Consider the following 12,675-nt stretch of genomic DNA (forward strand, 5'->3'; position numbering starts at 1 on the left):
GAGCGCCCACCATGGCGGAACTTCGCACAATGTGAGGAGGATTATGCGAAATCAGTTCGCTGTCGGGACGGCAGCGCCCCGGCGCAACTCCCAGGCGCGGGCGGCCAGCATCACCGCGGCGGCCAGCGCGGCCCCGGCGACGATGTCGATGACGTAGTGCTCGGCGAAGTAGACCAGCGCCAGCGACATCGCCAGCGGGTAGGCCGCGAGCAGCCAGCGCCAGGGTGTGCGCAGGCGCCAGACGGCGTACATCGCGACCAGGAAGGCGATGCCGGCGTGCAGCGAGGGCATCGCGGCGACGGGGTTGCCGACGCCTTGGAGGATCAGGTCGAAGCGACCCAGTCCGAGGTCGGCCCAGCCGCGGCTGGTGATCCGGGTGACCTCGCCCATGTAGCCGTCGCGGGAGGCCATCCACGGCGGGGCCATCGGGTAGAGGATGTAGACGACGAGCGCGCCGAAGTTGATCATCAGGTAGCGCCGCATCCACATCAGCCACTCGGTGCGGTTGCGCATCCACAGCACCGCCGCCATGGTCAGCCCGACCAGGAAGTGCGAGGCGTAGACGGTGGTGAGCGCGACGTCGTACCAGCGTGGCGCGAGGTCGCGGGTGCACGGGTCACCGCACCAGGCGTCCTGGAGCCGCTCGGTGGGCGTGATCCCGCCGCCGAGCCACTCATCGACCCGGATCGGCATGGTGATGTGCACCGGCAGCCCGAGCTCGTCGGTGAGCCCGCGGCTGTAGAAGTACACGATCAGCCCGAGGACCGGCAGCGACCAGTCGCGCAGGAACCGCAGGTGCGAGCGCGCCGGGGCCTCGATGTTCCAGGCGATGGTGCCCAGCCACAGCCACAAGAAGACCTGCACCGTGTCGTTGGGGATGCCGAGCAGCTCGATCCAGACGATCAGCAGCCCGGCGTAGGCCAGCATCGCGCAGGCCCGCGCCGATCGGCGGGTCTGGCCCTCCGGGTCAGGGGGCGACGAGAGCGCCGGATCGGTCTGGACGGTTCCGGCCCGCTCCATCATGCGCGCCAGTCTAGGGGGCCTCGCCCTCCCCGCGTCGCCCGGCCAGCGGGTCCAGAGCGGCGTACCCGCCCACCCCGGCGGCGAGCGTGGCGAGGTGGTGGTGGCCGTCGCCGAGCAGATGGTCGAGCGCGGTGAGGCGTGCGGTCAGGTTGCCGACGAGGTACTCGGCGGTCATCGCGATGCCGCCGTGCAGCTGGATCGCCTCCTGGCCGATGTGGCGACCCGAGCGGCTGACCTGCAGCCCGGCACGCGCGGCCGCCTCGCCGGCCCGCTCGCGGTCCCCGGTGGCCAGCACCATCGCCGCCCAGAGGGTCGTCGAGCGGGCCATCTCCAAGGAGACGTACATGTCCGCGGCGCGGAAGGTGAGCGCCTGGAAGGTCGCCAGCGGCACGCCGAACTGCTTGCGGGTGCGCAGGTAGTCGGTGGTGCTCGAGAGGGCGACCTCCATCGCGCCCAGCGCCTCGTGGCAGGCCGCGACCCGGGCCTGAGCGGCCGCGGCCACGATCGTCGCGGACTGGTCGACGCCGGGCGCGCCGAGGCGGGTCGCCGGGGCGCCGTCGAAGGCGATGCGCGCCGCGCGGCCCCCGTCGTACGTCGAGTAGCCGGTGCGGCTGACCCCGGGTCCGTCGCCGGGCACCAGGAACAGGCCGGTGCCGCCGGCGGGCAGGGCGGCGCTGACCACGAGCAGGTCCGCGCGCAGTCCGTGCACCACCGGCTCCTTGACCCCGCCGAGCAGCCAGGTGCCGTCGGGGTCCGAGGCGGTCACGGTGGTGGCGGTGGGGCTCCAGCGCGCGCCCGCCCCCGGGCTGCCCCAGGGCTCGTGGTGGGCGAAGGCCAGCAGCACCTCGCCGGCGCTCAGCCGGCCCAGGACGTCGGCCTGCTGCTCGGGGGTGCCGGCCGCGGCGACCAGGCCGCCGGCGAGCACCACGGAGGTGAGGAACGGCTCGGGCGCGAGCACCCGGCCCAGCTCGGCGGCCACGATCCCGACCTCGACAGGTCCGGCGCCGACGCCCCCGACCTCCTCGGCGAAGGGCAGGCCCAGCACGCCCATCTCGGCCAGCTGGGTCCAGACCTTCTCGCTGAACCCGGGCTCCTCGGCCACGGCGCGTCGCCGCTGCTCGAAGTCGCCGTAGGCCCGGGTCGCGAGCCCGCGCACCGCGTCGCGCAGCGCGACCTGCTCGTCGTCATAGGTGAAGTCCATGCCGTGCTCCTCAGAGTCCCAGGATCGTGCGGGCGATGATCTGGCGCTGGATCTCGTTGGACCCGCCGTAGATCGAGGCCTTGCGGAGGTTCAGGTACGCCGGCGCCGCGAGGTGGGTCCACTCGGGCAGGTCGCTCCCGGCGCCCGCTCCCGAGGAGTACGCCGCGGGCCCGGCCAGGTCGAGCACCAGCTCGCTGACCGCCTGCTGGAGCTCGGTGCCCTTGAGCTTGAGCACCGAGCTGGCCGGATGGGGCTCCCCGCCGGCGGAGTGCGCGGCCACGCGCAGCGCGGTGAGCTCGAGGGCGAGCAGCTCGTTCTCGAGCTCGGCGACCCGGGCGCGCAGCATCGGGTCGTTGAGCTGGGCGCCGGCGAGGCGCTTGGCGCGGGCCAGGTTGCGCTTGACGGTGCCGACCGGCGCGACCCCCACCCGCTCGTTGCCGAGCAGGAACTTGGCCATCGTCCAGCCCTGGTTGACCTCGCCCACGAGGTTGTCGCCGGGGACACGGACGTCGGTGAACCAGACCTCGTTGACCTCGTGGCCGCCGTCGATCAGCTGGATCGGGCGGACCTCGAGCCCCGGGCTGGTCATGTCGATGAGCAGCATCGAGATGCCGGCCTGCTTCTTGGCCTCCGGGTCGGTGCGCACGAGGGTGAAGATCCAGTCGCCGTACTGCCCGAGCGTGGTCCAGGTCTTCTGGCCGTTGACGATCCAGTCGTCGCCGTCGCGTACGGCGGTGGTGCGCAGCCCGGCGAGGTCGGAGCCGGCGTCGGGCTCGGAGAAGCCCTGGCTCCACCAGATGTCGAGGTTGGCGGTCGCCGGGAGGAAGCGCTGCTTCATCTCCTCGCTGGCGAACTGGGCGAGCACCGGCCCGATCATGCTGGTGTTGAACGGCAGCGGCGCCGGCACGCCCGCCGCCTGCATCTCCTCCAGCCACAGGTGCCGGCGCAGGTCGCTCCAGTCGCGCCCGCCCCACTCCACCGGCCAGTGCGGCACCGCGAGCCCCGCGGCGTTGAGGGTGCGCTGGGTCTCGACGTAGGCATCGCGCCCGAGCTCTCGACCGGCGATGACGGTCTCGCGGAACTCCGCGGGGACCTGGGTCGTGAAGAACGTGCGCATCTCCTCGCGGAACGCCTCGTCCTCGGGTGACAGCTCGAGCTGCATGCGAGCCCCTTCCTCCTGGGTGCGGCCAGGTGCGGCCGTGTGACCCACATCATGTCTGGTGGGGTGCAACGGCGGTACCGGTTCGGCCCATGCCACCACCCCGGGCTCGGGGTTTTGTGCGCTCCGCCCCGTCCGCGCCGTACGCCGCGCCGTCCCGACTGCGTCCACCGCGGCACCGCCATGGGGTGGGGGTTGGCACAATGGCCGGGCCATGACCGACGAGCTCTCGATCACCTACCCGCCGGAGCTCCCGGTCACCCAGCGCCGCGAGGACATCGCGGCCGCGATCCGCGACCACCAGGTCGTGATCGTGGCCGGCGAGACCGGCTCGGGAAAGACCACCCAGCTGCCGAAGATCTGCCTGGAGCTCGGCCGCGGCCGGCGCGGGCGCAAGGGCGGCGGGCTGATCGGGCACACCCAGCCGCGGCGGATCGCGGCGCGCTCGGTGGCCGAGCGGATCGCCGAGGAGCTCGGCACCGAGCTCGGCGGCCCCGACGGCGTGGTCGGCTACCAGGTGCGCTTCACCGACCGCACCTCGCGCAGCACCCGCGTGAAGCTGATGACCGACGGCATCCTGCTCGCCGAGCTCCAGCGCGACCGGATGCTGCGCAAGTACGACACGATCATCATCGACGAGGCCCACGAGCGCAGCCTCAACATCGACTTCCTGCTCGGCTACCTCAGGCAGCTGCTGCCGCGCCGACCCGACCTCAAGCTCGTCATCACCTCCGCGACCATCGACCCGGAGCGGTTCGCCGCGCACTTCGCCGACGTACGCACCGGTGAGCCGGCACCGATCATCGAGGTCTCCGGGCGCACCTACCCGGTGGAGGTGCGCTACCGGCCGCTGATGGAGCTGCCCGAGGAGGACGAGGAGGGCGAGCCGGTCGTCCGCGACCAGACCGAGGCGATCGCCGACGCGGTGCGCGAGCTGGTGGCCGAGGGACCCGGCGACATCCTGGTCTTCCTGCCCGGCGAGCGGGAGATCCGCGACACCGCCGAGGTGCTCGAGGGGCTCAACCTGCGCAACCCGCTCGAGATCGTGCCGCTCTACTCCCGCCTCTCGGCCGCGGAGCAGCACCGGGTCTTCGCCCGGCACAGCGGGCGCCGGGTGGTGCTGGCGACCAACGTCGCCGAGACGTCGCTGACCGTGCCCGGCATCCGCTACGTCGTGGACACCGGCGTGGCCCGGATCAGCCGCTACTCGGTGCGCAGCAAGGTCCAGCGGCTGCCGATCGAGGCGATCAGCCAGGCCTCGGCCAACCAGCGCTCCGGGCGTTGCGGGCGCGTCGAGGCCGGCATCGCGATCCGGCTCTACTCCGAGGAGGACTTCGCGGGCCGCCCGGAGTTCACCGACCCCGAGATCCTGCGCACCAACCTGGCCAGCGTCATCCTGCAGATGGCCAGCCTCGGCCTCGGCGAGGTCGCCCGCTTCCCGTTCGTCGAGCCCCCGGACCGGCGCAACATCACCGCCGGCGTGCAGCTGCTCGAGGAGCTCGGCGCGCTGCGCGCGGGTACCGCCTCGGGTGCCGAGGCGGCGCGCGGCGCCACGAAGCTGACCGAGCTGGGACGCCGCCTGGCGCGGCTGCCGATCGACCCCCGCCTGGGCCGCATGGTGCTCGAGGCCGAGAAGCTCGGCTGCCTGCGCGAGGTGGTCGTGATCGCGGCGGCGCTCTCGCTGCAGGACCCCCGCGAGCGCCCCGGCCCCGACCACCCCGCCGAGCAGGCCCGCGCCGACCAGCTGCACGCCCGGTTCAAGGCCGAGGGCAGCGACTTCCTGACCTGGCTGAACCTGTGGCGCTTCCTCAAGGACCAGCAGCGCGAGCTCTCCGGCAGCGCGTTCCGCCGGATGTGCAAGAAGGAGTTCCTCAACTACCTGCGGGTGCGCGAGTGGCAGGACTTCGAGTCCCAGCTGCGCCAGGTGTGCAAGGAGATGGGCGTCCACGTCGGGCAGCCCGCCGACACCCCCGACGCCGACGGGATCCACCAGGCGCTCCTGTCCGGCCTGCTGTCGCAGATCGGGCTGCTGGAGGAGCGCGACAAGGCCGGCTCGGGCCAGGGCGGTCAAGGCGGTCAGGCTCGCGACGGGCGCCGCCGCGGTCCGCGGGAGTACCTCGGCGCCCGGGGTGCGCGGTTCGCGATCTTCCCCGGCAGCGTGGTGGCCCGCAAGAACCCTCCGTTCGTGATGGCCGGGGAGCTCGTCGAGACCGGCCGGCTGTGGGCGCGCCAGGTCGCGGGCATCCAGCCCGAGTGGGCCGAGCGCCTCGGCGGCGACCTGGTCAAGCGGACCTGGTCGGAGCCGCACTGGAGCAAGAAGCGGGCCGCGGTGATGGCCTACGAGCGCGCGACGCTGTACGGCGTACCGCTGGTGGCCGACCGGCTGGTCAGCTACGGCAAGGTCGACCCGGCGCTCGCCCGCGAGCTGTTCATCCGCCACGCGCTGGTGCACGGGGAGTGGCACAGCCGGCACCGGTTCCTCACCGAGAACCAGCGGCTGCTCGAGCAGGCCGAGGAGCTCGAGCACCGGGCCCGGCGCCGCGACCTCGTGGTCGACGAGCACACCCTGTTCGACTTCTACGACGCCCGCGTCGGCGCCGAGGTGGTCAGCGGCGCCCACTTCGACCAGTGGTGGAAGCAGGCGCGGCGCACCCAGCCCGACCTGCTGACCTTCGACCCCGCGATGCTCACCCACGACACCGTGGAGGAGGTGCGCGCCGAGGACTACCCCGAGGAGTGGCGCACCGACATCGGGGCGGGCCTGACCTTCCCGATCAGCTACCACTTCGAGCCCGGCACCGACGACGACGGCCTCACCATCGAGGTGCCGGTCGCGATGCTCAACCGGGTCTCGGCCGCGGACTTCTCCTGGAACGTGCCGGGGCTGCGCGAGGAGCTGGTCACCGCGCTGATCCGCAGCCTGCCGAAGAACCTGCGGGTCAACCTGGTGCCCGCCCCGAACCGGGCGCGGGAGTTCCTCGCCGAGGTGCCGGCGGGGGAGGAGCCGCTGCTCGACGCCCTGGAGCGCTGGTGCCGGGCGCGCACCGGGCTGGTCGTGCCGCGCGAGGCCTGGGACTGGGACAAGGTGCCCGAGCACCTGCGCCCGACGTACCGCGTCGTGGACGAGCAGGGACACGAGCGCGGCCGCGGCAAGGACCTCGAGGCGCTCAAGGCGCCGCTGCGCGGCTCCTTCCAGCAGGCCATCGCCGACGTGGCCAGCGAGAGCGGGCTGAGCCGCACCGGGGAGACCACCTGGACCTTCGGCACCATCGAGCGCTCCTTCGAGCAGAAGCGCGCCGGGCACGAGGTGCAGGCCTATCCGGCGCTGGTCGACGAGGGCCGGACCGTCGGGCTGCAGGTCTACGGCTCTGCCGAGGAGCAGGAGGCCCGCCACCGCCTCGGCGTACGCCGCCTGCTGCTGCTCGAGCTCGACAAGCTCGACGGGCGTGGGGGGCCGGTCAAGCGGGTGCTCGACGGGCTCGGCAACGCCGAGAAGCTGGGCCTGGCCGGGTCGCCGTACGCCTCGGTCACCGACCTGTTGGAGGACTGCCGGGCCGCGATCCTCGGCGCCGCGGTCGACGCACGTCCGCCGGTGTGGAGCGAGCAGGAGTACGTCGCGCTGCGCACCGAGGCCGGACGCGATCTGGAGGCGCACCTGCGCGCGATGCTCGCCGACGTGCTGCGGGTGCTGGACGCCTGGCGCCAGGCCGAGAAGGCGCTGAGCGGCCGCGCGGAGATGGCGCAGCTGCCGGCCCTGTCGGACATGAAGGCCCAGCTCGGACGGCTGGTGCACCGCGGGTTCATCGGCGAGGCCGGGCCCGCCCAGCTGCGCCGCTACCCGGTCTACCTGGCCGCGCTGGCCCAGCGCCGCGCCCGCCTCGACGAGGGCGCCGCCGCGATCGGGCGGGACCGCCAGCTGATGGACCGCATCGGTGACCTGCAGGCCTCCTGGCTGCACCAGGTCGAGGCGCTGCCCGCGGGCCGCCCGCCGGGGGAGTCGCTGCGCCAGGTGCGCTGGATGCTGGAGGAGTACCGGGTCTCGCTGTGGGCCCAGCAGCTCGGGACGCCGTACCCGGTGAGCGACCAGCGGATCCGCAAGGCGCTGGGCCGTGCGGGCTCCTGACCGGCTGGTCCACGGCGGCGCATCGGGCGCGCCGTAGGCTCGTCGGGTGAGCTCGCGCCCCCACCACCGCCCGATGCTGCCCGGTGACGACGTCATCGCCGAGGCGATCGGAGGAGCAGACCCCGCCCTGGTCCGCGAGGCGGCCGACCAGGCCGCCCGGCTGCTGGTGCGCGGGGCACGCGAGCGCGGGGACGCGGAGATCGCCGAGCGCCTGCTGCACCTCGCCGACACCGAGGGCATCGAGACGATCGCGGAGGTCTGGGCCGGCTCCGCCGCGGACACGGTCGCCGGGTGCCTGTGGCGGCTGTACCTGCTGCGCTCGTGGGTGCACGCCGAGCCGGTCGCGGTGGCCGCCGAGTTCGAGGCCGGCCGTGCGCACGCGCAGGTCGCGCGGGTGGTCGCCGGCGTCGCCGACCCGCCCGGGCCCGAGCAGCTCAAGGCGATGATCGACGCGGTGCTGCGCGGGATCGCGACCGGCGACTTCGCCGACGTGCTCTTCCGCGCCGCCGCCTTCGCCCAGGTCATCGCGACCGGACGCGCGGCGCGCGGCGTGACCGGGGAGCCGGTGCAGCGGATGCGCACGCTGGCCGAGCAGCTCGAGGCCGCCGGGCACGTCGAGCTCTCGCACCGGCTCGCCTGAGACGCGCGTCGAGCCGGCGCGAGTGTCGCGAACGCCCCATCGCCTTGGCAGTGGGCGGCTGACCGTTAGACTGAGGATGAGCACGCCGGACCGCGGCAGCCCCGGGTCCCAAAATTAGCCGCTACGAGCGGCCACGCGCCGTGAGGCGCTCCCGGTTCGGCGTGCTCACTACCTCGGGTCTCACTAGTCTCGGGCCATGGCCTTCCTCCCCATGCCGCGTCACCTGCTCCGCCGTGCCGGTCGCGAGCTGGTCCGCACGCTCACCCCGCCGTCGAGGAGGACCACCGCCCGCTCGCGGCAGGCCCCCCGCTCGCGGCAGGCGCCGGGCGAGCGCGACGAGATCGGCTACGCGCCCCGGCCCGACGGCCGCCCCGATCCCGGCGAGGTCGTCTGGGCCTGGGTCGCCTACGAGGAGGACGCCAGCCGGGGCAAGGACCGCCCGGTGCTGGTGATCGGGCGCCGCGGGGCCGGGCTGCTCGGGCTGATGCTCACCAGCAAGGACCACGACCGCGACGCCGCCGACGAGGCACGCCGCGGGCGGCACTGGATGGACGTCGGCACGGGGGCCTGGGACCGCCAGCGACGCCCCAGCGAGGTGCGCCTGGACCGGCTGCTGGTGCTCGAGGAGTCGGCGGTGCGCCGCGAGGGCGCGGCCCTGGACCGGCGTACGTTCGACGCGGTGCTGGCCGCCGCGCGGCCGCACCTGTCCTGACCCTCAGCCCACCCGGTCGGCGAGGCGGCGTACGGCGCCTCGAGCCGGGTTGGCCCCGGGGCCTGCGAAGCCGCCGGCCCGTGCCTCGACGCGCACGACGGTGATCGTCGCGCCACGGCGCAGGAACGCCAGGCCCTCGAGGTGGCGGGCCGCACGGGCACGCGGTCCGTACGTCGCGCGGTAGGCGCGCGCGGTGCCGGCCGGGACCTCCACGGTCCGCAGGGCGGCGACGCGGTGGTGCGGCTGGTCGAGCTGCTCGGCGCAGTCGCGCCACCACGACTCCAGCACCTTCAGGGCGCGGGTGGCCGAGCGGGCGTCGGCGAAGTCGGCCACGACCTGCACGGCGCGGGCCGGGTGACGTGCCTCGCCGTGGCCGTTGGCGAAGGTGCGGCGCAGGGTGCTCACCGCGCCGATGTCGGTGAGGCTGGCGCGCTGGCAGACGCCGACCGGGTCGGTGTCCTCGGGCGTGGTCGCGGTCGTCACCCAGCGGTTGCCGTCCGCGAGCAGGGGCAGCTCCGCGGGGTCGAGGAGCAGCGCGCGTCCGCTCGTCGGGACCTGACGGCGTCCCAGCGGGGCCGGCGAGGCCGTCGTCTCGGGACGGGTCTCGGGACTGGTCTCTGCGTCGGTCTCGGGGCTGGTCTCGGGGGAGGGGGAGGGCGTACCGGTCGAGGAGGTCAACGGGGTCGCGGGCAGCGCCGCCTCCGGCGAGGGGCCCTCGGCGCCGCAACCGGCGAGCAGGACGAGGGCGAGCGAGGAGACGGCGAGGACACGGAGCACGTCGAGAATCGTAGGGATCCGCGGCCGCCGGACGGTGCTCCGACATGCGCGCAAGGGGCGCGCATCGACTCGGTAGGGTGTGAGGGCTCCGGGTGGTCCGCCCGGTGGGGGTCGAGCAGAACGGTGGAGTCGTGAGCAGCAGGCAGGTCCGAGGAGTACGACGCACGACCTGTTGGACCGCGGCGCTCGCGCTGACCCTGGGCCTGGGCGCATGCTCGAGCGAGGAGGACCCCGAGCCCTCAGCGCCGCGCACGACGGCGGCCGCGCCGCAGTCGAGCGACGAGGTCGAGCTCACCTTCGGTGTGTGGGGCAGCGACGACGAGATCGCGGCGTACGAGACGACCGTGGCGCAGTTCAACGCCCTCTCCGATGAGAGCAACGTGCGGATCGTGGCGTTCCCGGACCGCGACGCGCTGGTCAAGGCGCTGCGCACCGGCGCGCGGGAGACCCCCGACGTCTACATGCTCGACCGTCAGGACCTGGTCTGGGCCCACGACGAGGACCTCAACACCCCGATCGGTGAGCTCCTCGACGAGCGTGGCGTGGAGTTCGGCGACCGCTACTCCCGCTCGGCGCTCGAGGCCTTCGGGCTCGACCGCGAGCTGCAGTGCATGCCGTACGGCATCTCGCCGACCGTCATGTACTACAACACCGACCTGGTCGACTTCGATCGGATGGCCGAGCTCGGTCTCGACGTCCCGTCGGCCACGCGCACCAAGTGGACCTTCGCGCAGTTCGCCGAGGCAGCGAACTTCGCCTCCCGCAAGCGCCGCGGGACCAAGGGCGTGCACGTCTCGCCGACGCTGCTGGGCCTCGCGCCCTTCGTGTACTCCGGTGGTCCGGTCTTCAACGACGAGACCGACCCGACCTCCCTCGCCCTGAACGACGACGACTCGCGTGAGGCGCTCGCCGAGGCGCTGCGCGTGCTGCGCGACCCGACGCTGACGCTCTCCGATGAGCAGCTGGCCCGGCGTACGCCGCTGGAGTGGTTCAAGGCCGGCAAGGTCGCGATGATCCCCGGCGACCGCTCGCTCGTGCCGGAGCTGCGCCGCGTGCGGGGCCTGGACTTCGACGTGATCCCGATGCCGATCCTGGAGTCCGCCGCGACCGTCGGCGACATCACCGGCCTCTGCGTCTCCAGCACCGCCCGCAGCGTGCCCGAGGCCGCCGACTTCGTGGTGCACGCGCTGTCCACCGAGTCGGTGCGCGAGGTGACGCGCGCGGGTTACCTGGCGCCCGCCAACCAGGAGGTCGCCCTCAGCGACGACTTCCTGCAGCCCGGTCGCCAGCCCGCACACGCCGGCGCGTTCAACACCAGCGTGCGGGCGCTGCAGATCCCGCCGCTGCTCGACGTGTGGGGCGCCCTCGAGGCCGCGGTGAACCCGATCCTGAGCGAGCTGTTCACCGTCCCGGTCGTCGACGACATCGGCGACTACACCCAGCGCATCGACGAGGCCTCCCGCGCCGTCCTCGACCCCGAGTCGGTCGAGGAGTCGCCCACCGAGGAGCCGTCGGGTTCACCGACGGAGTAGTTCCGGCGCGTCGGTGGTCGCGCTGCCGAGGCCAGGGCCGCCAGCCGAATCTTCGGTGGAAAACCCTTGTCCTCGAACGTGCGTTCGAGTAGAATGAGGCATGGCCGACCACGAGCTCCCCGACTGCGACACCCCAGCTGCCGTGCTGACGTTCGCGCAGGCGCAGCGGGCTGCGGTGCAGCGGGCGGAGTTCCTGGTCTTAGAGGCGGCTCTGGTGTGGGCGGCGATGCACCCGGCCGAGTCGGTGTCGACGAGCCCGACCACCGGGTGGATCTTCGGCGAGGTGGCGGTGCCGCTGGGTGGTGAGGGGACGCCGCTGGTGGCGGAGTTCGCGCCGATGGAGCTGGGCGCTGCGCTGGGCATGTCGACCGATGCGGCCCGTGCGTTGGTCGGGTCCGCGCTCGAGCTGGCGCACCGGTTGCCGCGGACCTGGAAGCAGATGAAGTCAGGTGTGGTCCCGGTCTGGAAGGGCCGCCGGCTCGCGCAGCTGACTCTCTTGCTCCCGCCCGACGGTGCCGACTTCGTGGACCGTCAGCTCGCGGGCGGGCTCGGGAAGGTCGGGTGGGCCACCATCGAGCGGCTCGTGGACCAGGCCCGCGTGACGTTCGACCCTGAGGGTGCCGAGAAGCAGCGCCGTGAAGCCGCTGATGGACGCCGCTTCGACGTGCACACCGGCGAGGCGACCCATGACGGGACCGTGCGGGTGGAGGGCGAGCTCGACCTCGCCGATGCGCTCGATCTGGACACCGCGATCCGCCAGGGCGCGGAGGAGCTGGCTGCTCTGGGCGCGACGGAGTCGTTGGACGTACGCCGCTCGATGGCAGCCGGTGAGCTCGCCCGGCGCCAGCTCGCGTTCGACCTCCGCACCGAAGCCGGCGACGGCGCCGCGTCGGTGGTCAAGCCGCGACAGGTGATCATCCACGTCCACCTGTCCGAGGCGGCGATCAGCCGCGACGAGGCCGGCATCGCGACGCTCGAGGAGACCGGGTCGATCGTGTCGACCGAGCAGGTCCGCGACTGGTGCGCCAATCCCGAGACGCAGGTGACCATCAAGCCGGTCATCGACCTGGACGCCCATCACCACACCGACGCCTACGCGATCCCGGACCGGCTCGTCGACCAGACGCGTCTCACCCAGCCGGTCTGCGCCTTCCCATGGTGCGAACGCCCCGCCCGGCGCTGCGACACCGACCACGTCGTCGCCCACGGAACCGGTGGCCCGACGTGTTCGTGCAACCTGGCCCCGCTCTGCCGGCGACATCATCGGGCCAAGACCCACACGAGTTGGACCTACGACAAGACCGACGCCACGACCTACCTCTGGCGATCACCCCACGGCCTTCACCTCGTGAAGGACCGCGGCGAGACCCGACTCGTCGCCGCGCACCCACCCGACGACTAGGTGTGCCCGGCAGACAAGAACTTATGGTGTGTGGCTGTGAGCTGGTTCATGGTGGGCGCAAAGGGCAGCAGTCGTGACTTCTGGGTCTCGCTATGTGGAGAGGGGA

9 protein-coding genes are annotated in these 12,675 nt (G+C 73.1%); 5 read left to right on the plus strand and 4 right to left on the minus strand.

Annotated elements, in window-relative coordinates:
• Positions 1–51: 51 nt before the first annotated feature.
• Genes GFH29_RS03920 through GFH29_RS03930 form a run of 3 tightly spaced genes read right to left on the minus strand, consistent with a single transcriptional unit; the run spans position 52 to position 3,386 of the window.
• A complete protein-coding gene (locus GFH29_RS03920; protein WP_153322135.1) occupies positions 52–1,023 on the minus strand; it encodes a phosphatase PAP2 family protein in 972 nt (323 codons plus the stop codon).
• 10 nt (positions 1,024–1,033) lie between these two features.
• A complete protein-coding gene (locus tag GFH29_RS03925) occupies positions 1,034–2,224 on the minus strand; it encodes an acyl-CoA dehydrogenase family protein (RefSeq protein ID WP_153322136.1) in 1,191 nt (396 codons plus the stop codon).
• Between the two features lie 10 nt (positions 2,225–2,234).
• Entirely contained in the window at positions 2,235–3,386 is a 1,152-nt protein-coding gene (locus tag GFH29_RS03930; protein WP_153322137.1) for an acyl-CoA dehydrogenase family protein, read from the minus strand.
• A 211-nt stretch (positions 3,387–3,597) separates the two neighbouring features.
• Here GFH29_RS03930 and hrpA point away from each other — a divergent pair, with 211 nt between their 5' ends.
• From hrpA to GFH29_RS03945, 3 genes are all read left to right on the plus strand, one after another.
• Entirely contained in the window at positions 3,598–7,506 is a 3,909-nt protein-coding gene (gene hrpA, locus GFH29_RS03935) for an ATP-dependent RNA helicase HrpA (RefSeq protein ID WP_153322138.1), read from the plus strand.
• Positions 7,507–7,552: 46 nt separating this feature from the next.
• Positions 7,553–8,146: a hypothetical protein gene (locus GFH29_RS03940; protein WP_228387751.1), complete on the plus strand. Its 594-nt coding sequence runs from the start codon at positions 7,553–7,555 to the stop codon at positions 8,144–8,146.
• 196 nt (positions 8,147–8,342) lie between these two features.
• Entirely contained in the window at positions 8,343–8,858 is a 516-nt protein-coding gene (locus GFH29_RS03945) for a type II toxin-antitoxin system PemK/MazF family toxin (protein ID WP_153322139.1), read from the plus strand.
• Positions 8,859–8,861: 3 nt separating this feature from the next.
• Here the strand turns inward: GFH29_RS03945 and GFH29_RS03950 are convergent, their stop codons facing one another.
• Positions 8,862–9,635, minus strand: a complete 774-nt coding sequence (locus GFH29_RS03950; protein WP_153322140.1) for a hypothetical protein — start codon at positions 9,633–9,635, stop codon at positions 8,862–8,864.
• Between the two features lie 131 nt (positions 9,636–9,766).
• On the opposite strand from GFH29_RS03950, the gene GFH29_RS03955 reads away from it, so the two are divergent.
• Both GFH29_RS03955 and GFH29_RS03960 read left to right on the plus strand, forming a co-directional pair.
• Complete coding sequence (locus GFH29_RS03955; RefSeq protein ID WP_153337094.1) at positions 9,767–11,167, plus strand: ABC transporter substrate-binding protein; 1,401 nt, start codon at positions 9,767–9,769, stop codon at positions 11,165–11,167.
• Positions 11,168–11,267: 100 nt separating this feature from the next.
• Positions 11,268–12,569 (plus strand): HNH endonuclease signature motif containing protein, encoded by a 1,302-nt coding sequence (locus GFH29_RS03960; protein WP_153322142.1) that lies wholly within the window; start codon positions 11,268–11,270, stop codon positions 12,567–12,569.
• The last annotated feature ends 106 nt before the right edge of the window (positions 12,570–12,675 follow it).

Source organism: Nocardioides sp. dk884 (genome assembly GCF_009557055.1).
GTDB lineage: Bacteria > Actinomycetota > Actinomycetes > Propionibacteriales > Nocardioidaceae > Nocardioides.